The organism is Vagococcus elongatus (assembly GCF_003987645.1).
GTDB lineage: Bacteria > Bacillota > Bacilli > Lactobacillales > Vagococcaceae > Vagococcus_A > Vagococcus_A elongatus.
In genome coordinates, this window is the sequence record NZ_NGKA01000001.1 from 276,816 (window position 1) to 300,200 (window position 23,385).

At 38.4% G+C, this 23,385-nt stretch carries 22 protein-coding genes and 1 tRNA gene; 5 read left to right on the forward strand and 18 right to left on the reverse strand.

Going from position 1 to position 23,385, the window contains the following annotated elements; all coding sequences use genetic code 11:
* Positions 1 to 31 precede the first annotated feature (31 nt).
* From CBF29_RS01260 to rpoN, 9 genes are all read right to left on the reverse strand, one after another.
* Positions 32 to 508 carry a hypothetical protein gene (locus CBF29_RS01260; protein WP_126806441.1) on the reverse strand — a complete coding sequence of 159 codons (477 nt, stop codon included), beginning with the start codon at positions 506 to 508 and terminating at the stop codon, positions 32 to 34.
* A 16-nt stretch (positions 509 to 524) separates the two neighbouring features.
* Positions 525 to 2,456 (reverse strand): AAA family ATPase, encoded by a 1,932-nt coding sequence (locus CBF29_RS01265; protein ID WP_126806443.1) that lies wholly within the window; start codon positions 2,454 to 2,456, stop codon positions 525 to 527.
* A 401-nt stretch (positions 2,457 to 2,857) separates the two neighbouring features.
* Positions 2,858 to 4,156, reverse strand: coding sequence for a phosphopyruvate hydratase (eno, locus tag CBF29_RS01270; protein ID WP_126806446.1), 1,299 nt, complete (start codon positions 4,154 to 4,156; stop codon positions 2,858 to 2,860).
* Positions 4,157 to 4,350: 194 nt separating this feature from the next.
* The gene (gene gpmI / locus CBF29_RS01275; protein ID WP_126806448.1) at positions 4,351 to 5,877 is read right to left on the reverse strand and encodes a 2,3-bisphosphoglycerate-independent phosphoglycerate mutase; all 1,527 of its coding nucleotides are present in this window, start codon (positions 5,875 to 5,877) and stop codon (positions 4,351 to 4,353) included.
* The gene (gene tpiA, locus CBF29_RS01280) at positions 5,877 to 6,632 is read right to left on the reverse strand and encodes a triose-phosphate isomerase (protein ID WP_126806450.1); all 756 of its coding nucleotides are present in this window, start codon (positions 6,630 to 6,632) and stop codon (positions 5,877 to 5,879) included. Before tpiA ends, gpmI begins: the two co-directional genes overlap by 1 nt.
* Before the next feature lie 61 nt (positions 6,633 to 6,693).
* Positions 6,694 to 7,884 carry a phosphoglycerate kinase gene (locus CBF29_RS01285; RefSeq protein ID WP_126806453.1) on the reverse strand — a complete coding sequence of 397 codons (1,191 nt, stop codon included), beginning with the start codon at positions 7,882 to 7,884 and terminating at the stop codon, positions 6,694 to 6,696.
* Between the two features lie 84 nt (positions 7,885 to 7,968).
* On the reverse strand, positions 7,969 to 8,967 hold the full coding sequence (gene gap / locus CBF29_RS01290; RefSeq protein WP_126806455.1) for a type I glyceraldehyde-3-phosphate dehydrogenase: 999 nt from the start codon (positions 8,965 to 8,967) through the stop codon (positions 7,969 to 7,971).
* Between the two features lie 41 nt (positions 8,968 to 9,008).
* Positions 9,009 to 10,046, reverse strand: a complete 1,038-nt coding sequence (locus CBF29_RS01295) for a sugar-binding transcriptional regulator (RefSeq protein WP_126806542.1) — start codon at positions 10,044 to 10,046, stop codon at positions 9,009 to 9,011.
* Positions 10,047 to 10,472: 426 nt separating this feature from the next.
* Positions 10,473 to 11,804 carry an RNA polymerase factor sigma-54 gene (gene rpoN, locus CBF29_RS01300; RefSeq protein WP_126806457.1) on the reverse strand — a complete coding sequence of 444 codons (1,332 nt, stop codon included), beginning with the start codon at positions 11,802 to 11,804 and terminating at the stop codon, positions 10,473 to 10,475.
* A gap of 92 nt (positions 11,805 to 11,896) precedes the next feature.
* On the opposite strand from rpoN, the gene CBF29_RS01305 reads away from it, so the two are divergent.
* From CBF29_RS01305 to CBF29_RS14195, 4 genes are all read left to right on the forward strand, one after another.
* Positions 11,897 to 11,968 (forward strand) — tRNA-Arg (locus tag CBF29_RS01305).
* A 223-nt stretch (positions 11,969 to 12,191) separates the two neighbouring features.
* The gene (locus CBF29_RS13665; protein WP_170169951.1) at positions 12,192 to 12,332 is read left to right on the forward strand and encodes a hypothetical protein; all 141 of its coding nucleotides are present in this window, start codon (positions 12,192 to 12,194) and stop codon (positions 12,330 to 12,332) included.
* A 202-nt stretch (positions 12,333 to 12,534) separates the two neighbouring features.
* Positions 12,535 to 12,978, forward strand: coding sequence for an InlB B-repeat-containing protein (locus tag CBF29_RS14190; protein WP_425469874.1), 444 nt, complete (start codon positions 12,535 to 12,537; stop codon positions 12,976 to 12,978).
* Between the two features lie 18 nt (positions 12,979 to 12,996).
* Positions 12,997 to 13,134: an LPXTG cell wall anchor domain-containing protein gene (locus CBF29_RS14195; protein WP_170169952.1), complete on the forward strand. Its 138-nt coding sequence runs from the start codon at positions 12,997 to 12,999 to the stop codon at positions 13,132 to 13,134.
* A 58-nt stretch (positions 13,135 to 13,192) separates the two neighbouring features.
* Here the strand turns inward: CBF29_RS14195 and CBF29_RS01320 are convergent, their stop codons facing one another.
* The gene (locus tag CBF29_RS01320; protein WP_126806462.1) at positions 13,193 to 13,393 is read right to left on the reverse strand and encodes a cold-shock protein; all 201 of its coding nucleotides are present in this window, start codon (positions 13,391 to 13,393) and stop codon (positions 13,193 to 13,195) included.
* Positions 13,394 to 14,065: 672 nt separating this feature from the next.
* Between CBF29_RS01320 and CBF29_RS01325 the strand changes: the two genes are divergently transcribed.
* Positions 14,066 to 14,503 carry a universal stress protein gene (locus tag CBF29_RS01325; protein WP_126806464.1) on the forward strand — a complete coding sequence of 146 codons (438 nt, stop codon included), beginning with the start codon at positions 14,066 to 14,068 and terminating at the stop codon, positions 14,501 to 14,503.
* A 522-nt stretch (positions 14,504 to 15,025) separates the two neighbouring features.
* Here the strand turns inward: CBF29_RS01325 and grdD are convergent.
* The 8 genes from grdD to CBF29_RS01365 all read right to left on the reverse strand — a co-directional run bounded on the left by grdD (position 15,026) and on the right by CBF29_RS01365 (position 22,728).
* Complete coding sequence (grdD, locus tag CBF29_RS01330) at positions 15,026 to 16,183, reverse strand: glycine/sarcosine/betaine reductase complex component C subunit alpha (protein WP_126806466.1); 1,158 nt, start codon at positions 16,181 to 16,183, stop codon at positions 15,026 to 15,028.
* A 10-nt stretch (positions 16,184 to 16,193) separates the two neighbouring features.
* A complete protein-coding gene (grdC, locus tag CBF29_RS01335) occupies positions 16,194 to 17,729 on the reverse strand; it encodes a glycine/sarcosine/betaine reductase complex component C subunit beta (RefSeq protein WP_126806468.1) in 1,536 nt (511 codons plus the stop codon).
* A gap of 11 nt (positions 17,730 to 17,740) precedes the next feature.
* The gene (trxA, locus tag CBF29_RS01340; RefSeq protein ID WP_126806470.1) at positions 17,741 to 18,064 is read right to left on the reverse strand and encodes a thioredoxin TrxA; all 324 of its coding nucleotides are present in this window, start codon (positions 18,062 to 18,064) and stop codon (positions 17,741 to 17,743) included.
* 14 nt (positions 18,065 to 18,078) lie between these two features.
* Positions 18,079 to 19,029 (reverse strand): NAD(P)/FAD-dependent oxidoreductase, encoded by a 951-nt coding sequence (locus CBF29_RS01345; RefSeq protein ID WP_126806472.1) that lies wholly within the window; start codon positions 19,027 to 19,029, stop codon positions 18,079 to 18,081.
* 64 nt (positions 19,030 to 19,093) lie between these two features.
* Entirely contained in the window at positions 19,094 to 20,398 is a 1,305-nt protein-coding gene (gene grdB / locus CBF29_RS01350) for a glycine reductase complex selenoprotein B (protein ID WP_126806475.1), read from the reverse strand.
* A 38-nt stretch (positions 20,399 to 20,436) separates the two neighbouring features.
* Entirely contained in the window at positions 20,437 to 20,910 is a 474-nt protein-coding gene (gene grdA / locus CBF29_RS01355) for a glycine/sarcosine/betaine reductase complex selenoprotein A (protein ID WP_126806477.1), read from the reverse strand.
* 58 nt (positions 20,911 to 20,968) lie between these two features.
* Positions 20,969 to 22,255 (reverse strand): glycine/sarcosine/betaine reductase component B subunit, encoded by a 1,287-nt coding sequence (locus tag CBF29_RS01360; RefSeq protein WP_126806479.1) that lies wholly within the window; start codon positions 22,253 to 22,255, stop codon positions 20,969 to 20,971.
* 62 nt (positions 22,256 to 22,317) lie between these two features.
* Positions 22,318 to 22,728, reverse strand: a complete 411-nt coding sequence (locus CBF29_RS01365) for a GrdX family protein (RefSeq protein WP_126806482.1) — start codon at positions 22,726 to 22,728, stop codon at positions 22,318 to 22,320.
* Between the last annotated feature and the right edge of the window lie 657 nt (positions 22,729 to 23,385).

Below are 23,385 nucleotides of genomic sequence, written 5' to 3' on the forward strand. Positions count from 1 at the left end.
TCAGCTTAATTTAACAAGTAAACACCAACAATTATAAAAAATCTTTTTCTTCTCCAATAATCAGATTTTTCTTTTTATATTTTTTCCATGTCAAAACGCCCATAAGTGGTGAAAAAATACCAGCAATCAAAATCCCACCAATCGCAGTCATTATGATTCTAAGTACAACTGTCCAAAAACCACCTAAATGAAACATATTATTTAACATTCTGCCAATGAAACTATCATTGTACCAATATAAAGAATAGGGATAGAAAATTGCACTCACAATAGGAAGTCCCAATGATAATAGCATCAGTAACAGCCCCATGGCCCCACCCTGATAAGGGAACATCGCAAATAATATCAGACTATCTATAAACCAAACAACTGGGATGACTAACAATAAATGGGGCAGTTTTCTTTTCCAGTAATCTGGATGTAAATTTGCATATATCTCTTTCAATTTACTAATCGGATTAAAGCCTCCCTCATGAGGCGGTTGCACGTAATTTTTTCCTTCTGACATTTTCATTCTCCTTTTTTTATAACTTCACTGCTAACAAATCTTCCTGAGTTATGACCGACATATCGGCATTTTCATTTTCAAAAAGTCTCAAAGCTAACTTTCTAATAATACGCTCGTTAAGATTACGGACCCATCGACCATTACTAAAGTCATTACTCAATTCAAAATTATGTTGAACCAAGGCAGAATAGTCCTCTTCATTTACTTGATATTCTTTTTCATGAAGTTCTGCTAATCCGATAATAACGAGTTCATCTGGCGTGTAATCCTGGAAATCAAAGACATTCGGAATACGGCTCTTCAACCCTTCATTCATCTCAAGAAACTTGTTCATATTATCCGTATATCCCGCAAAAATTATGACAATGTCTGCTCTATTATCCTCCATAAATTTAAGTATTTCGTTAATAGCTTCCAGTCCAAAATCTTTTTCTCCGCCATTGGCCAGCGTGTAAGCTTCGTCAATAAATAAGACACCGCCTAAAGCAGACTCAAGAACTTCACGGGTTTTTATTGCAGTATGTCCAATATATTGACCAACTAAATCTGATCGTGAGACTTCAGCAAAGTAATTTTTAGAAATGATTCCTTTTTCATACAAAAGATTGCCGATAATCCGAGCAACTGTTGTTTTACCAGTCCCAGGGTTACCCAAAAATAACGAATGCAATGTTAATACAGAGGTTCCTAACCCTTTCTTCTCACGAGCTTTATTCATTTGAGCTAGAGCGATAAACTCTTTGACATCTGATTTCACATTATTTAACCCAACCATATCATTCAATTTTTCAAAAGAAGACTTTTCACCAAAGTATTCAATTTCTAAATCACTGGATACAATGATCGGATTGCCATCCTCTCCCAAAACAAAACTCTCTTGCCCTTGATCGTATTCAAGTTGATGTAACCTTTTCACTTGAAATTCAACGTTCCGATCTAATTTGATATTCGGCGACGTTAACAAGCCAAAATTGATTGTCTCTGAAATAACAGAGGATTTATCATCGGCAAACAGATTAATTTTCCCATTTTTTTTCCCCAGTATGGAGAAAGTATTTGATTTAAACTGTGTTTCTTTTTGTAAAAACAAACTTTCAGCAAACACGCCTTTATCTGATGTCACTTCACACCCTAGAAAATTGGCTGAGTCAATTTTTCCTTCAGAAACTTTGACGGTTGAATCAATACCATGCAATGCTGAACTATAATTAGGCTGATAAATAACAGTATTGTCTAGAGTTATTTCAGAATTTCTGCACATCACACAAGAATAGCTGGTTTTTTTAGTAACTTTCCCTCCGATAAATTCTGATGATTTAATATTTGCAAATGAATTTTCTCTTAGGAATAAAGCATTACTATCAAAATAGGTTACCATTGTATTGTTGCAGTTGATTTGGGAGTGGTGCACATAAACTCGAGCATTTATTTCTGAATTATTTACCTTAAAATTGGAATTTTCTATGTAAACTTTATGATCTCCATCTTTAATCGCACTTTCTTCAACTCTCACATTATCGAAGGATAAATTTGACTGTTTAGCCACATAAACAATTGGATAATTTTCCCCATCTGTTGCGGTATTTTCTATCACAAGGTTTTTCCCATTAACTGTTGCTTGATTTTGTACGTTCAAACAATTTCTTTTATCAAGAGTTCTCCTTAGACAAAGATTTTTCAAGGTAACTTCGACCTCATTTTTTACAAATATACCTGCTTCAATAGTTGGTAAAACTAGACCATTTTCTGTATTAAGTGTCTTACCTTGGATAGTTAAGTTTTTTTCTATTGTAATGACATCATCACCCGAATCTGGTGTAAAACAGAATCCTTCTTGAATCTCGATGATATCCCCATCGTTGGCTGCTTCCAAAGCCGGCATTAAATCCCATGTTGACCTTCGTCTAAATATTGTTTTATCATCAGGTCCCACCAAATAAACCGCCATATCATACTCTCCTCTTTCCAACTAAAAATATAACCCTCTTTAATTAAATTACACTATCTAGCTAGATTAGTCTAGTGTTATTTATAAACATATGAATATATACTGTCATTTATTATTCAAGATACCTGAAAATGTTTATCATATTTAAAAATCTGTCAACTATTATTTTTTCTTTTGTTTTCCATCGATAACAGTCAACTAGTTTTGGGTAAGACGCAGTCTAATTTCCAGTATTTTTTTAATGCTCTTCTATTTTTATAAAATAACTATCTTAGATAATTGAACTACAAAAATGCCTTTCTGATATCAAAAATGATATCAGAAAGGCATTAATAAAACGCAAAGACATTTAAGTTAACTGAACTTCAAACAAACATCCTCAGTTTTTAACTGTCAAAAGCCTATTTCTTCAGGTTATAGAAAGCTTGCAAGCCTTTGTAAACTGCTACTTCACCCAATTGGTCTTCAATTCTCAACAATTGGTTGTATTTAGCTACGCGGTCAGTTCTTGACAGAGAACCTGTCTTGATTTGGCCAGCATTTGTAGCAACTGCGATGTCAGCAATAGTTGAATCTTCTGTTTCACCAGAACGGTGAGAAACAACAGCTGTATAGCCAGCTTCTTTAGCCATTTCGATTGCTTCAAATGTTTCTGTTAATGTACCGATTTGGTTCACTTTGATTAGGATAGAGTTACTTACACCCATATCAATCGCTTTAGAAAGTTTTTCAGTGTTAGTTACAAGCAAGTCGTCCCCAACTAACTGTACTTTAGTACCAAGACGCTCAGTCAATTCTTTCCAGCCATCCCAGTCATCTTCGTCCATACCATCTTCAATAGTAATGATTGGGTATTTGTTGACTAATTCTTCCAAGTAATCTACTTGTTCAGAAGAAGAACGTTTTGCTGCGCCTTCGCCTTCAAATTTAGCATAGTCGTAAACACCGTCTTCATAAAACTCAGAAGCTGCACAGTCAAATCCTAAGAATACATCTTTGCCTGGCTCTAGTCCAGCTGCTTTGATAGCTTCAAGGATTGTTTCAACACCATCTTCTGTTCCTTCAAAACGAGGAGCAAAGCCACCTTCGTCCCCTACAGAAGTTTCTAATCCGCGACCTTTTAAGATTTTTGCCAAAGCATGGAACACTTCTGCTCCCCAACGCAATGCTTCTTTAAATGTTGGTGCTCCTACTGGTAAGATCATGAACTCTTGGAATGCGATTGGTGCATCTGAGTGAGATCCGCCATTGATGATGTTCATCATTGGTGTTGGCAATACTTTTGTATTGAACCCGCCCAAATAGTGGTATAAAGGAATTTCTAAGAAGTCTGCTGCTGCACGAGCTGCTGCAATAGAAACACCTAAAATTGCATTGGCACCTAATTTTCCTTTATTTGGTGTACCATCTAATTCAATCATCGCTTTGTCAATGCCCATTTGATCTCTTACGTCAAAACCAATGATAGCTTCTGCGATAATATTGTTGACATTATCAACAGCTTTTTGCACGCCTTTACCTAGGTAACGACCTTTGTCTCCATCGCGTAATTCAACTGCTTCGTATTCACCAGTTGAAGCGCCAGAAGGAACCATTCCGCGACCAAAAGCACCGCTTTCTGTGTAAACTTCTACTTCAATTGTTGGATTTCCACGAGAGTCAAGAACTTCGCGAGCATAAACATCTGTAATAATTGACATGATTAAATTCTCTCCTTTGAGGTTGTGTTTATAGCTAGGTATTTCTACCATAGTTATTTCTTTTATTCAGCATAGAGCCTCGATCTCAGAAAATAATATCAAAATTTTCGTCATTGCTACCGATTAAAAGCCCTATAATTACATTCTAATTCGTTTCACTGCCAGTTGCAACGAATACCACTAAAAAACAGAGATTACTTTTTAATTAAAGATTCTCCTGTCATTTCAGCAGGTTTTTCGATTTCTAATAAGTCAAGCATCGTTGGAGCTATATCAGCTAGACGTCCATCGTTACGCAGCTCCACATTCTTTTTAGTCACAATGACCGGAACAGGAACAGTCGTATGGGCAGTATGAGGATTGCCTTCAGGTGTAGACATAGTTTCTGAATTGCCGTGATCTGCAAAAATAACGGCATACCCGTCTTTGGCTAATATGGCATCTACGACACGACCAAGATTTTCATCTACCGCTTCAATCGCTTTAATCGTTGGTTCCAGCATACCGGAGTGTCCAACCATGTCTGGATTAGCAAAATTCAAGATGATAGCATCATTTTTACCAGCTTCAATATCTGCCACCAAAGCATCTGTAACTTCATAGGCACTCATTTCTGGTTTTAAATCATACGTCTCAACTTTTGGCGAGTCAATCAAAATACGACTTTCACCAGGAAACTCTTCATTGCGTCCGCCGTTCATGAAAAATGTGACATGGGGATACTTTTCAGTTTCAGCTATTCGCAACTGCTTTAAGTCAGCATTTGACAATACTTCTCCCAAAACATTTTTCAACTCGATTGGAGGATAAGCAACCTGTGCAACGATACTTGGATTATACAATGTCATCGTCACAAATTTAACGTGTGGATGATTCGTGCGGTCAAAATGTTCCCACTCTTCATCAGTAAAGGCATTGGATAGTTGAATCGCACGGTCTGGACGGAAATTGAAGAAAATGACTGCATCGTCTTCTTTAACCGTCGCAACTGGTTTGCCGTCTTTCTCAATAACAACAGGTACCACAAACTCATCGTTGACCCCTTGAGCATATGAATCTTCAATCGCTTGTACCGGATCAGATGCCTTCACACCTTTCCCATTAACTAGAGCATTATAAGCTTTTTCTACACGCTCCCAGCGTCTGTCCCGATCCATCGCATAAAAACGACCAGAAACTGTCGCTACTTCACCGTAGTTCAGCTCATCCATTTTTGCAACTAATTGTTTCATAAAGTCGGCTCCAGAAGTTGGAGGGACGTCTCGTCCATCTAGAAAAGCATGAACGTAAGTCTGCTTGACTCCTTTATCTTTTGCTAGTGCCAATAAGGCGTATAAATGATTTTGGTGACTGTGTACACCACCGTCAGATAGCAGTCCAAACAAATGTAGAGCTGTGCCTTTAGCAACCGCATGATCGATAGCAGATAAAATACCTTCATTAGTTTGAAATTCTCCATCAGAGATAGCTTTATCGATTCTAGTCAAACTTTGATAAACGATACGGCCGGCACCAATGTTTGTATGACCAACTTCAGAATTTCCCATCTGACCTTCAGGTAGGCCAACATCTAAACCAGATGCTTTCAATGTACTATGAGGATATTCCTCCCAATACTTATCGTAATTTGGTTTATTTGCTTGTGCTACAGCATTTCCAACGGTTTCATTACGCAAACCAAAACCGTCCAGAATAATAATCGCAACTGGTGACTTACTCATTATTTAACAGCCTCCAACAAAGCAAGGAAGGATTCAGCATCAAGGCTTGCACCGCCAACAAGAGCACCATCAACGTTTTCTTTTGCCATATATTCAGCAATATTTTCTGGCTTCACAGATCCGCCATATTGGATACGAACTTTGTCAGCAACTGATTTGCCATACAGCTTTTCAACTGTTGCCCGTACCACTCCGCAAATTTCATCAGCAATAGCAGCATCGGCAGATTTGCCAGTCCCGATTGCCCAAATAGGTTCATAAGCAATAACCATTTCGCTTACTTGTTCAGCAGTTAAATCAACCAAACCTGCTGTGATTTGTCCCTCAATCCATTCAGCCGTTTTACCAGCTTCGTAGGTTTCAAGAGATTCGCCACAACAGAAAATAGGTGTCATGCCGTTAGCAATGATTGCCTTTGCTTTTTTGTTGATATCTTCATCTGTTTCGTGGAAGTATTCACGACGCTCGGAATGTCCGATGATAACATATTCTACACCTAAGTCAGCGATCGCTGCTGGTGAGTTTTCACCTGTGAAAGCTCCGGCATTTTCAAAGTAGCAGTTTTGCGCTGATAGCTGCACATCTGTTCCTTTGACTACTTCTTTTAATCCATGTAAAAATAATGCAGGGGAACCAATGACAGAGTCCACAGCATCTTTACTAGGTATCTTTGTTTTTACAGCTTCTGCAAAAGCTAACGCTTCGCCAACTGTTTTATTCATTTTCCAGTTTCCTGCAATGATAGGTTTACGCATTTTAGTAACTCCTTAATAATTATGATAGTCATTCAGATATTATGCTGAAAGTGACATCTGTCTATTTTTCTGAAATTGCTTCTACACCTGGCAAGGCTTTTCCTTCTAGATATTCTAGAGAAGCGCCGCCCCCAGTAGAAATGTGTGTGAATTTATCAGCAAATCCAAGTTGAATCGCTGCTGCTGCAGAATCTCCACCGCCGATAATCGTTGTGGCATCCTCTAAATTAGCGATTGCTTCGCACACACCGATTGTTCCTTTAGCAAAATTACTCATTTCAAACACACCCATTGGTCCGTTCCAAACCACCGTTTTTGCACCGGCAAGTTCATTAGTGAATAATTCAATCGTTGCAGGTCCAATATCCAATCCCATTGAGCCTTCAGGGATTGTTCTGCCGTCGGAAATAAATGTTTCCACATCATTGCTGAACTCTTTAGCACACACTGAATCCACAGGTAAGACCAACTTGTCACCTGCTTTTTCGATTAGTGATTTTGCTAAATCTATTTTGTCAGCTTCTACAAGAGAATTACCGATTTCAATACCTTTAGCTGCGTAAAATGTATAAGTCATTCCGCCGCCGACTAATACTTTGTCAGCTTTGTCTAATAAATTCTCAATGACTCCAATTTTATCTGAAACTTTTGCCCCACCCAAAATTGCCACGAACGGACGTTTTGGTTCGTCTACAGCACCACCGATAAATTTGATTTCTTTTTCCATCAAGAAACCGGCTGCTGATTCAAGGTGAGAAGAAATGCCGACGTTAGAGGCATGAGCACGGTGAGCTGTACCGAAAGCATCATTCACAAAAACGTCTCCTAAAGAAGCCCAATATTTACCTAATTCAGGATCGTTCTTGCTTTCTTTTTTGCCATCAATATCTTCGAAACGTGTATTTTCTACTACAAGAATTTCGCCGTCTTTCATAGCATTGATTGCTGCTTCTAACTTTTCTCCACGAGTTTCTGGAATGAAAGCAACTTCTTTTCCAAGCAATTCAGCTAAACGGTCTACTACTGGACGTAAAGATTTTCCTTCTTTATCTTCTTCTGTTTTCACGCGTCCTAGGTGAGAAAACAAAATTGCTTTTCCACCTTGTTCAATGACATATTTGATTGTCGGCAGAGCCGCAACAATACGATTATCATCTGTAATGACGCCGTCTTTCAAAGGCACATTGAAATCAACACGTATCAAAACTTTTTTATCTTTTAAATCAAGATCTTTCACAGTCTTTTTAGCCATTTTAATTGATAGCCTCCCTTAATTCATCTTTCATATAGAGAAAAGCGAGGAAGCGCGCTGCTCCCCCGCTTTTTATTAAGCATATTAACCTAATTTTGCAAAGTATTCTAAAGTTCTTACTAATTGTGCAGTGTAAGACATTTCGTTGTCATACCAAGCAACTGTCTTAACTAATTGTTTGTCGCCAACAGTCATTACTTTTGTTTGAGTTGCATCAAACAATGAACCGTAAACCATTCCGACAATATCAGAAGAAACGATTGGGTCTTCTGTATAACCATAAGACTCGTTAGCGTCAGCTTTCATTGCTGCGTTTACTTCGTCAACAGTTACAGCTTTTTCTAAAACAGTTATTAACTCTGTCAATGAACCAGTTGGTACAGGCACACGTTGAGCAGCTCCATCTAATTTTCCGTTTAATTCAGGAATAACTAGACCGATTGCTTTAGCAGCACCAGTTGTGTTTGGAACAATGTTAGCAGCTGCAGCACGCGCACGACGCAAGTCTTTATGCGGTGCATCTAATGTATTTTGGTCTCCAGTATAAGCGTGGATAGTTGTCATCAAGCCTTCTACAATACCAAATTTGTCTTGCAAAGTTTTAGCCATTGGAGCTAAACAGTTTGTAGTACATGAAGCACCTGAGATAACAGTTTCCTTACCAGTCAAGATATCATGGTTAGTGTTGTAAACAACTGTAGGCACGTCGTTTCCGCCTGGTGCAGAAATAACGACACGTTTTGCTCCGCCCTTCAAGTGTTTTTCAGCACCTTCTTTGGAAGTAAAGAAACCAGTACATTCTAAAACGATTTCTACACCTAAGTCTCCCCAAGGTAGTTCTTCAGGGTTTCTGTTAGCCATAACTGTTACTTTTTTGCCGTTCACATCAAAGTAACCATCATGAACTTCAACATCACCGTTAAAACGTCCTTGTGTTGTATCATATTTTAACAAATGTGCAAGAGTAGCTGCATCTGTCAAGTCGTTAATTGCTACAACTTCGATACCTTCTACATCTTGAATGCGGCGAAATGCCAAACGTCCGATACGTCCAAATCCGTTAATACCTACTTTTACTGTCATGCTGGATTTCCTCCTTTAGAAAATCAAAAAAATTTTTTATTTTAAAGGTTTTTACCTTTTAAAATCTCTTCTGCTGCACCCTCGTCAGTGATTAACCACGTCTGACATGGTGCATGTTTCATATACGATTGAATAGCTTGGCTTTTACTTTTCCCTCCGGTAACTGCAAGGACGAACGGGACCTTCTTCAGATCCTTCAACTGCAATCCGATCCGAGGAATCTTATAGACAATTTCCCCATCTGCATCAAAAAAATAACCAAAGGACTCGCCAACAGCACCATTTGCTGCTAACATATCTAGTTCTTCTTCAGACATGCCACGACGCTCTGCCATGTACATGGCTCTGCCAATACTATGAATCACACATGTTGCCCGATCAATGAGTGCTAAAACTTCTTGAACTGAAGGTTCTTGAAGCAAAGATGCATAGGTCTCCTTGCTGACTCGTTCAGGAACATATAATGGACGGGACCGTCCTCCTGTTCGTGCGGCCATCATGCCGCTAACTGAATCAGCTTGAATGTTCATCGCTTCTCCTAAACCGCCACGAGCCGGTACAAAAATATTGTTTTGCTGTTCGGAAGCCCATGAGTGCATGTTATCAGCCACACCCGCCATTGTCGTTCCGCCCATGACTGCAATAATATTTTCACCTTTAGGCAGCAACGTATTCAAAGCATCTGTCACAGTCTCACCGAATTCCACCAAAACTTTCGGATCTTCATCACTGTTTCCTGAAACAATGATACATCGTTCAATTTCAAAGAAGTCAGCTAATTTCTTTTCCTTCTGCTGCATTCCTGACAACTGAGACATCATGTGTTCAAGGCTGTCTAAAATCCGAATACCCTCTTCAGTCAAAGTCATGCCGCTTTTAGACGTTTCGATTAAACCTAAATTACGTAATACATCTGTTTCAGTTCGTAAAACCCGTTCCGTAATATTTAGTTTTTGAGATAAAGCCCTGCGACCAATCGGTGACATCCATCGGATATGTCTCAAGATATCAAATCTTTCTTGAACAATCTCCAAAACATCAGGAACAATCGCTTCTAGCAAACGTAATTGATTATCCACTCGTTTTGTCACTTCTCCTTCGCTGGACTTTAAACGTCCAAGTCAGTCGTTTATCGACCCATCATCACTAAAAAAATTTGGTAGTCGATATATTTAAATATTTAACTACCAAATCTAAAAATAGTATAGCATTTCTACCTTGCAAAATCAAGAGAAGCGCCCATTTTTGCCAACAAAAACAAGAGTATGGGCTTTCAAAGTTAAAATATAACACACCTGTTAATTTTAATTATGTTAAGAAAATTATCGGACCTTGAATCAATAAGTGTTCATTACTAACTAGGACTATTTTTCTGATAGATAAAAAACGTTCTCAATTATTAAAATTATCCTAAAAAAATAAAGCAACTCCATAGTTTATGGAATTGCTGGGAAAATTTGTATTATTATGGAAGAAATGGAATTTTTTCTTTCCTCAATTAAAAATCAATCATAGCGTTTACGATTGGATGATGAAGGAATTCCCAAAACATCACGATATTTTGCTACGGTTCGGCGGGAAATTTCAATTCCTTCCTCTTTAAGCAAATCTAAGATTTTTTGGTCAGACAACGGTTTGTTTTTATTTTCATTAGCGATAATCTTTTTTATTTTTTGCTGAACATCACTGGCAGACATAGAATCTTCGCCTTCGTCAGGATTGACAGCATTAGTGAAAAAAGACCTTAACTCGAAAACACCAAAATCCGTCTCCAAATACTTACCATTCACAGCTCTGCTGACTGTTGACTCATGAACATCTAAGGTTTCGGCCAACTCTTTTAACTTCATTGGCTTTAAGGGACGGGACGTATCAAAAAAGAATTCTCTTTGTCTTTTGACGATCTCTATTCCAATTCTCAAGATGGTATTGCCGCGCTGCTGCACACTTTTCTGAAGCCAATTAAACTCGCCTTTTTTTTCCTTTAAATATTTTTTTACTTCCGGATCATCCGTTTGTGACATCCGGTTAAAATATTCCTCTTGAAAACGAATGGTCGGCTGCCCTCGTCTAGTAGATAAAACTTCCAGCTCATCATGCTGTCTTTTGACAATGATATCAGGGTAAATATGTTGTTCAAAAGATTCGCCATAGCCAGCACCCGGATTAGGAGACAGTGTTTGGACGTAATCGTAAATTGCCTGAACTTCAGATAGAGAAATCTCATACTTGTCAGCAATTTTTTTCCACTTTCTGTCAGCAAAAGGCTCAAAACATTCTTCCAGAACAATATAAGCTAACTCTGGTGCCCGTTCGTCTCTTTCCGTCTGCAACATCAAACACTCTTGTAAATTTCTCGCGCCCACACCTGCAGGATCAAGCTGCTGCAAAAGTGTCAGAGCATCTAACATTTGAATAAAATCTGCACCGGTCTTTGCCGCTGCATCTTCTAGGTCAATTGACAGATAACCATTCACATCAATAAATTCTACTAAAAAAATAATCAGCTGACGCAAATAAGTGTCGCGATAATTCAAATGAATCTGGTCAATCAAATATTCAAATAATGATATTTGAGTATCAGGAATTTGAGCAAAAAAATTACTTTCTTCATCATCGGAAGTCTTTTTTGGCTTTCTGCTATAATGAGTCACATCTGCTTGCGCGCCTGTCACTTTAATATCCAGCAAAGGATTTTCCAATGTTTTATCTTTCAAGTATGAAACCAACTCATCAGTATTAAATTGTAAAATCTGAATAGACTGTTGCAATTCCTGAGTCATCGCAAGCTTTTGCACTTGCTTTTGTTGTTGACTTAATTGTTGACCAAACCTCATAGTAATCCTCTTCTCATCATTTGATTCATATTAATGCAGATGAACACTTGCTATTTTCAAGAAAATTAGTTAAACTAACTATTGTGTTCAAGGCACCCTTAGTGTAGTGGATATCACACAAGATTCCGGTTCTTGAGACAGGGGTTCGATTCCCTTAGGGTGCGTCAATAGTTTAACACAACTAGACAATGTTAGTCAAAGCGTTGGTATATCAACATTTTAAAAACAACACTTAGACATAAATAGACACGTTTAGACACAAATGCGTAGCTAATATTTCTTTATGCGAACGACAGCTGAGACTTTTTGTTTCAGCTTTTTTGTTCTCCTTCACAACTAGAACGGCTATTCTTACAACTAAGATGCTAATCATGAATTAAAAGAGGTATGAACAATGATATTTTAGAACGTGCTTGTACTTTTAGGTGTGTAGGCGGCTCTAACTATGATGTGATTTTGGGAAACTACTACTTGCTGGAGTTTTTCAATCATAAAATCAAAAAGGACGGGACTCGTAAACGAAGATAAATCAGAAATGCTTTTGTTTAATTTACAAGGATAACTTAAAAGAGAAGATAAAAATCTTATTAATTAAAATCAAGGTCAATTCAGATGTCGTTGGGACTTACACTGTCATTTGTACTGGTGAGTATTACATGGAGCAAAGTAATGAGTTAGGTGGAGGGATATTTCCGTCAAATGAAGATTAAAAACTTTAACTGTAAATGTCATTCAAAGCCAAGGTACCCTAACTTTTGATAGCAAAGGTGGAACTGATGTCTCCTCACAAGCAGTTAATAAAGGAGAAATTTTCACTAAACCAACCGATCCAACGTTTACCAATCATACATTCGACAGATGGTTTATTGATAAAGCTCTTTCAACTCCATATGATTTTCAAACAGCTGCTACTAAAAATATAACTTTATACGCAAAATCGAAGAAACTGCCAGAAGAAATAAAAACAGGAAAAATAAATATTAAATACCAAGTTGAAAACGGGAAAGAAACCCATAATTCAAATTCTGTCACAGGGAATGTCGGAGATATCTTCAATCTCAAAGAAAAATATCTTTTTGAAATCCCAAATTATAAATATGTGAAAACTGTCGATACTTCAGAAGGTAAATTCAGTGAAGAAACACAAGAAGTTATTTACGTTTACAAATATTAGGTGAATCTAACAAACCCGGTGAGCTTGCGAAAAAAACCGGTTAAAAAGTCGTTACCACAAACCGGCGAACGCCAATCAATAGTTACAATAGTATTGGGGACAGGACTACTGTTTCTTGCGGACATCGTCTTCTATATCAAACGTAAAATCACATAGAATGAAAAAAAATAAGCCTATCTCTATTTGTCAGAGATAGGCTTTAGTTGTTTAACTGTTATGCAGTATGAATGTTAGCGGCTTGAAGTCCGCGTTGACCTTCTTCAACATCAAAAGTAACTGCTTGACCTTCGTCTAAAGTCTTAAAGCCATCACTTTGAATAGCTGAGAAATGTGCAAATACGTCCGCACCGTCAGCTTTAGTGATAAAACCAAAACCTTTATCAGCATTAAACCATTTTACTGTACCTGTTTCCATAGATAAATCCTCCTTTAATTGTATTGTAATAGTTGCGAATTCATTAAAAGAGTATCTATAAAGTATACACGATTATGTAGTTCAAAATTATCACTTCCATTATCATAACACTATATTTATAGTTTAGCAAATAAAGTTGTTTAATTGATTTATATGCAAAAAAATTATTGACTTAACCTAGAAACATTTTTATGCCAATTATCTGGAAAGTCAAGTCTATTAAGGATATTGTTTATTGATATAGAACCAAACCTGTTTTCGAGAGCGATGAACCTCTTTTTTATTGTATTATGTAACATCGCATATCGAATCTTACTTAGAAAACGTTGCATTATTAGAAACGTGTATTAAACATCTTTCCTCTCTTTGGATTATTGATTATATTATAAATTGAGTGCCAATTTGTTTGCTCTGTCTCAACTTAAAAAAATCATTATGTTTGATCTAGACTTGAAAGACAACTGATTCTCAAATTTAACTGTTGTTGCCAATGTTAGGTAGTATGATTAATGAGAGCATCTTCAACTAAAGAAAATATAAATAGTTAAATGATGATCATAAATCATTTCATAACTGAAATGCCTTTTTTGGTTTTCAACTACTTACTGTACGCTATTCTACACAACTTCCCATTGCCAATGTGGTAAAATAAAGTAAAGGAGGCGTTGTTTTATGAATATAGCATATAAAAAAATTCTTGTGCCGTTTGATGGTTCAGATCAAGCCAAAGAAGCATTCGAACACGCAAAAGTCCTAGCTGGCATTCAAAAAGGTCATGTAACGGTTCTTCAAGTCTTAACACCTATTGCCTATTATTTAACACCTTACACTCTTGTTCCAAGCAGTTTGCTTGATGGGGAAAAGGAAGCCGATTTACAACTAAAACGAGAATTAGAAGAGGAACTCAATCCGGAAAACGCAAAAAATATCACTGTAATTGTTTTGAGAGACACGCCGAAAAATGGTATTGTGGATTTTGCCAAAGAAAATGACTATGATGTTATCGTCATGGGGGCGACTGGAAAACATGGAATCAATAAACTGCTTGTCGGTTCCACAGCTTCTTACGTAGTGAACCATGCGCCATGCTCAGTTATCACTGTTAAGTAAATATAAAGAAGCCAGTTTCTTTTATGAAACTGGCTTTAAATTTGGGCAAAAAAAAATAGTCTAGCAGAGGTGTTCTCATTCATACACATCTGAACTGAGGTTCTTATGTCCACTCAATCCTTCGCTTTTCAACACTTGCTAGACTTTTCGATTGGTAAGGAATTTCTCAAATCCCCACGATCCTTTCTCAGTTGATCTATTGGTCAACTGCTTCCGTTATTTCGCCGGCAACTTGGCCGGTCTACTGGGAATTTCTATTATCCCTTACATCTATTTTATATCATATTTCTCTTCTTTTTGCAAGCGCTGACACTTATTCCCACTATGTCCTATCTGCTCATAATTTTTGTCTTTTTTAATATTGCTAACGTACCAGCCGCCTTCATATCTGACAGTTCTTTCAATGACTAGAAAAATGGCGAAGAAATACCGTCTCCGCCAAATAATCGTCTTCTCTTTGCTTTTCAGTGGATGTTCAAACAGTTTTTTATCAGAGTGATTACCATTAAATCTTTCTTGAAATTAAAGAAATTTTTCTTTTTTAAGCAGTTGTTCAGCTGATTCTATCCATTGCTCATTTACCAAAATGACGGGTCCTGTACACCCCATCCCACTCTCTGCATAAATATTTTCTTTCCAAAGAACACTTACGGCATCCTCTAGTTCCATCACATCAATACCGGAGATTTCCTCTGTCACAATTTGTTTTTCTGGAGCGGCAACAGATTCTTCTTTTGGACCTGAAGAAAGTCTCAATTCTTCGCATATTTTTTTCAATCCTGCTTTTTCTGCTTCCTGATACTCTTTTCGGCTGATTTCTGATAATTTCCCTTTAGCAAGTTGATAAGCGTACTCTAATGCATTGGCAATCACTGGTGCTCCACTGGTTCTTGAGATGATGCAAATATTTTTATCATAATTTGCCCCGATACCCGGACCATAGCCAGAACCTAAGACCTCATACGTGCCCCCGCTTGAATAGGATGAGAACAACTTGGTTAATACATTTCCTGTCAGACTATCCGTCACGACTACATCCGCACTGCCTGTCAGAAGATCATTTCCTCTTAGGACACTGCCTCCATCCGCCCGAGCACTTTCCCCAAAATGGATATCATAACCATTTTCTTTTAAAGAATACAAAGACCGTTCAACTGTTTTAGCACCATCCACATTCAAAATACCAATCTTGGGCATTTCGATACCGATTGCTTTGGCTGCGATGATGCCATTGATAGCGTTCAACACCATGGCTTCATTCCTCAAAGTGCTTGTAGTTCCAGTGGTTGTGGCAATCAACATCTCTCTTCCAAAAGCTGGCGTCAATACTTTCCCAACTGTTGACACACCTATCGGAAAATTATAATGAAGGGTGACACATCCTTGGAGTTCACCGCTCTCAAGCATTTCCTCCATAACTGCATAAGCATCTTTCTGGCAATCTGTTGTAGAAACGTGTTCAAAATCTTCTGCCCATTCTTGATTACTGCCAATAATGACAACATCAAACATATTTTCCTTTTTTATCTGATAAGCAGCTTCTTTCATCACACCAAACCCTAATTCACTGCCATCGATAGTCAAACCGATTTTAATTCTATCTTCCATTTTTCCAGTTTCAATTGCTGTGGCAACCTCTTCAAAAACCTTTTTGATTGTTTTTTTTACTTGATTAGACATCGTGTCACCTCTAATCTACGGAGAAACTTGCAGCAAAGCTTTTTAAAGCTTTGGCAACTTCTGCTTTGACTAATGCTTCTAAGTCGGCTTGGTTATCTTCAGCTATTTTTCCGGAATTTCTTTCAATAATAATCGAGACCCCGTCAAACAAATTGGTCATTCTACCTAAAAATAGCGAGCCTTTCCCAACAATCATGCAACGATTTTTATTACCGGTAGTCAAGTCGGCTAGTGCAAACCCGAGATAGGGAACACCGCTTGGGATATGCCCTTGAGTCGGTGCCCAACCCACCAGTGCTTTTTCATTAACGAAAGTCATTAACTCTTTTTTTTCAATTTCTTTACGAAGGACGCCAATCGCACCAATCATTTTTAAATTCGCAAGAGGCACATCTCCTGCCCCGGCAGGTTTTGTCACATCAGGATTTTGCATCTCCACGGAATACACGTCAATGTCTTTCACTGTCAACGCAGCCTTGTCTAACACATCGGCAATCAGAGTGGTGGTCACAGCTTGAGGGCTTGAGCCGCTGGACACCTTGTGCAGTCCTGTCAAGTCATGACGAAAAACAGGATGAACCCCATCATTTTCCCCAATCATTACTGCAAATCCCCCTAATACATCTTCCAAAATCGGGAAACCTTTGTTGACATGGGATTTGCCGTTCATTCCCAATTTAGCTGCCGAACCGCCAGCCACCACTACCACATTTTTGTGTGTCCCTGCAGCAACTAAGGAAGCTGCCGTGATGATAGAATGAGTCGGCGCAGAACAAAAACTGCGAAGATCACTGCCGGTTGCGTTGGAACATCCGCACAACTCGGCAATTGATTTTGCAAAATTACCGCCTCCCCGCTGGTTCATATCTCCACACGCTTCTTCGCTGCATTCAATCACATAATCCACAGTTGCCGGATCAATTTTATTTTTATCGAATAAATGTCGCAACGCTAAGACTCCGCTGGCTTTAACAGTTAAGTTTTCCAGCATAACATGGGCGCTCAAATTAATATCAATCTGATGGGCACGACTGACACAGCCTACTAACTCACGATGATAGTACAGACCTGCACCTTCATTTTCTGAGAGTTCATCTTCAATCCAAGATAAAGGTTTTTCATTTTTTATTTTCCCAACATCTTCTTTGAATAACGGATGCTCCGACAAAGAATTACGAACCTTTTCCGCAAAAGCTTCCTCTAAATGGACCAACTCAAATACATCGGCAATTTGCAGCAGACCGTAAAATTCAAGTTCTGACAATATTTCGCCAAACTTTCCGACACGTGTACCTTCAATCTCCTCATTCGCCCAAGGTTGCGGGATTTTTTTTAAATCATCATAGCTTAAATTTCCAATGTATGTCTGGTTGGGGGCATAATTGACTACATCCTCATAGCTGCGGATGTTTTCATATAAGTTTTTCAAATACTCGCTGTCTGGTGTCGTAATTTTCTCAGTTATTTGAGTTGTCCCGTTATGTTCGATCATATCAGGTGTATGTACCAAGACATAACTTGCCCCTCTTAATGTCGAATAATTCATCAGCGTTCCCCCTAAATATTTCTTTTAATCATGCTTTCAATATTTTCTTTTGTACAATCGTCTTGAGTAATTTCATCGACCTTTTCACCGTTTTTAAAAATCGATATGACAGGCAAGCCCAGTATTTTATGTTTGATACAAAAGCGGCGAACTTTTTTCTGTGAGGTGTTAAATTTTGTGAAATGGATATTATCGTCGTATTGTTCCGCTAATTCTTCCACTGCAGGCATCAAGGCGATACAATTCTCACAAGATTCTCCCCACCAATCGACCAAGACTGGCTTGCTGTTATTTATGACTTCTTCATCAAAATTATCTAATGTCAGTTCAATCATTTCAGAATGCCTCCTTATTTAATTCTTTCAACATATTTCTGTGCTGAAAAAGCCGCCGTTGCACCGTCTCCCGCAGCAGTGACCACTTGTCTCAAAATTTTCGGACGGATATCTCCCGCAGCAAATACCCCCGGGACTTCCGTTTCCATATTATCGTTGGTCAGCATATAACCGTAGTCATCAAGAGGAATCACGCCGTCATATACGTCAGTATTAGGGATGGTACCGATGAAGATAAAGATACCAAACAGACCATCGTCATCGTCTGCTTCCATCCGAGTCAGCTCGCCAGTCTCCGTATTTTTAATGGTCATAGCCTCTACCATGCCATCTCCTTCGATACTTTCCACCACTGAGTTAAAAATATAATGAATCTTATCATTAGCTTTCGCTTGTTCCACAGCGATGGCATCTGCCGTCAAATCAGCCAGATTTTGAATCAATGTCACTTTCCGGGCAAAATTTGTTAAAAAAACTGCCTCTTCCACCGCCGAATTCCCGCCGCCAATGACGTATACCTCCATCTCTTCAAAAAATGCACCATCACAAGTGGCGCAATAGGAAACACCTTTCCCGCGCAATTCTTTTTCTCCAGGACACCCTATTTCTCTGGGATGGGCGCCATTGGCACAAATAATGGTGTGGGATTCGTAAGTTGTGCCATCTTGACACGTTATTTTTTTTATGTCGCCTGACACCTCTAATCCCACAACTTGTTTTCTCAATTGAATTTCTGCTCCAAATTTTTGAGCCTGTTCAGACATTCTGGCAATTAATTCCGGTCCTGTGGTCTCTTCTTCTTTTCCTTTGACTGACCCTGGAAAGTTGGCAATTTCGTGAGTGGAGACAATTTGTCCCCCAAGTTTTGTCTGCTCTAAAAGGACAACTTTCAATCGAGCTCTGGCATTATACAAAGCCGCTGTCAAGCCAGCCGGCCCACCGCCAATGATTACTACATCATACATGGTTGATTATTCAGCTCCTTTTTGAAACTACCTGAATTATCTCATTCAGGCAGTAAACATTATTTTACTCAAAGACCGTCTGCTCCTCGACAGGTGTCGTCAAAGCCTCCAGAGACTTTTCTATAATTGAACGGCGAACTTTCTTTTCATCCTTGGCATCCAAATTAGGATTGCCTAGGGGATGAGGAATAGCGACTGCCGGAACGATTCGATTGGCTCCGACCGTCAGTGAAATCGGAACTACTGTACAAATGTGAACCACTGGAATGCCAGTTTTTTCAATCTCTTTTACCATCGTTGCACCGCAACGTGTACAAGTGCCTCAGGTGGATGTCAAGATGACTGCATCCACACCATCTGCCCTCAGTTTTTCTGCGATTTCTGCCGCAAATTTTTTTGCATTGGCAACAGATGTGCCATTGCCAACAGTCGAATAGAAAAATTGATGTAGACTGCCAATTTTACCTTCTTTTTCCATCTCTCTTACAACATCCAAAGGCAATACCCGATTAGGGTCTTGATTGGCATACACAGGGTCATAGCCGCCATGTGCGGTTTCATAAGTTGCTTCCGTTAAAAAATCAATACCCGAAATATCATATTGACCATACTTCGATGCACTACTGGATTCAATGTGATCAGGGTTTCCTTTTGGAACGATTCCTCCAGAGGTGACCAAAGCAATTTTTGCTTTGGATAAGTCTGTTATAGCCTCTCCGGGAGCAACGTTATCAAATTCAGGCATAGGATATTCTGTTATGAATTCCTCTCCCTTTAATTTCTTGATCAACATGTCTACTGCTCGCTGAGAGCCTCTTTGTTCTGCTTGAAAATTCACGCGGTGTCTCACAAAATAATTATCGGCTTCAGGTGATACTTCTTCTTTTTTCAAAAGTTTCAACGCTAATCTCGCGATTACGGGCACAGCTTTTCTCATGCCTGCAGCGCTACTCTTTGTCGGGACGATGTAAGCATCTTTTTTGAACATATCCAAACCTGGGTTTTCTTCATACATGCCCGTCACAGCGGGTATATTTAATTCTTCCATCACCGCTTTTGCGACAGCTCCACAGGCCATTCCATACCTGCCAGCATTAAAAGCTGGACCGGCAATGACCAAATCAGGGTTATATGATTTTATAAAATCGATGACTTTTTTCTCTGCAGATTCTAGATTTTCATTAAAATAACTGTCTCCACAGACAACTGTTCCGACGATTTCAGCTTCGTCCCCAAAAACATTTGTAAACGCAATGCCGGGACCAATAACCTCTGCTTTAGTAAATGGCTCTATATCAGCTTTTTCTTCACCGCCTATACCGGCATAAAACTGATTGATATAGTGAACTACTTTAAATTTGCTAGTCATTGTACGCCTCCTTACGATAAATATTCCATTGCTTTTTATCAGTATTTGGAATATTCATTTCGGATCTCAGTCATCTCTTCAATAATATCATCCACTTCAAGTATCATTTCCATCATGCCGACTTGCTCTTCATAAACAGCTTCATCTACAATCGATTTTATTTCCGGTTCTATAATATGATAGACAGCTAAACCTAGCTGTACATTGGTCAATGGACCTGCGTAGGTAGGGTCGCCATTGGTAACAGTTTCCGCAGCTAAACCGGCTGCTTCCCCTTCGGCTGCACCAATAATTACAACCACATTTTCAGCGCCAAAATTCTCGGCTGCCTCTTTTACTCTACGTTGATTTTCTAAATCCATTGCACCAGCGGCCGTTCAAACAAAACATTCGGTTGAAGAAAAGATGATTTCTGCTCCTGTGTTTTTCAAACATGCTTCAATCGCTTGCCCCGGAATGCCGTCCCGGTCACCGATGACTAAAACTTTTTTGTTTTCTAAAGTAAATGCCATGATTTATTCCTCCTTTAATTCAGCTTTCTTTATCCGTTGCTACAAATTAATTTTAATGCTACACACCTTTGGCTGACATCTGATTAAAGCCGAGCTCGTTAGTTGAGCCAGTGATTGCTTGAATCTCAACTTCAATCGAACCGTCTTCTTTTAGACTGCCGTCAAATCCTCCAGCAATCACATCAACATAATCCAACTGACCAATAACTTTGTCCAGCTTTGGCAACTTGACGGTTTCATTTGCATTCCCGCCTGTAACAACTGCATCAGCAAGTTTGTCGGCATCTGCTAGAGATTGACTTGCTCCGTCTCTTCCTGCATATTCATCTGTGACAATGACCGTCTTGATACCTTTTTCTTCTAGTTTTTTACAGTTCATGATTAGGTCTGTATCGGGATTTCCAAAACCTTCTTGAGAGATAATCACACCGTCCAGCCCTAAAAATTCGGATAGCTTAGCAACAAAATCACTTGAACGTTGCTTATCTTTTAAATAAACGGTTTCATTAGTAATGATTGTCGCAATAAAATTAAGTTCTTTCCCGTGTTTCTGATACAAATCTTCAATGACGGGGTTGTTTAAATGATGATAAGTTGTATTCTTATCGCAGGCAGACACGCAATTGCCGCTAACGATAGCCCCATCCATTATTTCTGTCGGGTATAAAATCGTAGGCACGATATGTTTGGCATCCGTTCCGTACACATAGGTGTCATGCAGCAAACCTTGTGTCTGAAGCATATAAATGTAACCGACTTTCGGCAGTTCTGGGAATTGTGCCAACTGTTCTTGTAAAGGTAACGTTTCATAAGTGACGATCTCGTCCGGTTCAATGCTTTCCCCTAATCTGCCAAGGTAATCTGCGATTTTTAAACCGGCAAAACGTGCTGCTTCCTCGTACTGATGGGGTTCGATCTCTTCTTTAGGTTCTAAAACAAGACAAATCTCAATCAATTTTGAAAAGGGCGTTAATTCGGCCCCGGGACCTTTCATGTCAACGATTCCTTCTTGAAAACCGACGATTTTTCCAACTGTCATTACCCCACAGCCTTTTAAGACATGGGTACGTCCGCCTCCGACCGTATCCACTTTGTTAATAACTCCCGGGAAGATTCCGCTGGATGAATCGACTTTGCATCTAGGCTCGATGACATCTTTGACTGGCGTAATACGAACACTTTCCCCCGGTTTGGCAATTTCCACGGAACATTCTGCTAATCGGTCGTCTTCCAGTACGATGTCAACGATAGTTTCCGGATTGATATATAAAATGTTAGCTTCAATTTTTTCTTCTGCACCGGCCACCACATCTTGAATCTGAATTTTTCCAAGTTCTAATTTCATTTTCTCACCTCTATTCTTTGTATTAAGGACAAAATCCTCCTCCCCTAATTATTAATCTATGGCTAACCACTATGATTTACATAGGTTGTCCCCATTCTTTGTAAGGTACTCTTCGTAAGGTATAAATCAACAAACGCAAAATCTGCCAAAATTTTTTCTGTCCAATTTGGACGCATCTGGTTTTTCATAAATTTTTCATAGACTAATAGTGCTGACTCGATATATTCCAAACTTTCTATATCAATAAACTGATTTGATTTTTCAGAGAAAAATATTGTCTTATAATAAGTTTCGTTTGGTTTAATACTGCCGCTTAACGGATGGCTCAACAAAATCAGCTTTTCGTTAACAATCAGTTGCTGGGCATGCTCAAGTATTCCTCCATAGTCTACATCTTGATAGTAGTATATCTTCACATTGTTAACCGCTTTCATTTCTTCTGAAACTTTGGGATTATTTGTTAATAGTATCATCACAGGCTCCTAAAAAAGGTTGTTTTTATGTGCAATCAACATCAAGTGATTATTTTCACATGTATAAAAAGTTACTAGACTTTCTCTCAACACAATTATAGCCTCACCCTATTACAAGGTCAATGAATGACTGTAACTATCACTAGGAAAATAATAATCTGATGGGTTTTCAATGATAGTTAAGTTAACGTCCAGCACTGAATTTTAACCAAATAATTCTTTAATCCAAATTTTATGTTTTCTTGGATAGTTACGTGTCAGCACACTATTTTAAACTTAAACTTCATAATTTAACCTTTACTTTTTAACTAAGGTAAACTTTCGAAAATAAATACTTGTTGCAACTTTACTAAAAACTACTCTCTAAAAAAATTATCTTTTCCTTTGCTTTTTTACTCTTGGATTGAGTAGACTATTTTAACATCAAAATTTCCCATCTAAAAAATAGTTTTTTTGATAAACATGGGCATAAAAAGCGTCAAGCACATCTGTATACAAAACGTATTTTTTTTAATATAATTTATTTGGAAACTTTGTATTAGACGATGAAAATACTATATGATTAGATATAGCTTTTCTACACAAACATTCCCAACAAATGTTTTCTAATACAAAGTTTTTTTATTTGAATGCTATCCCCCTATCTTTCCTCTCCAA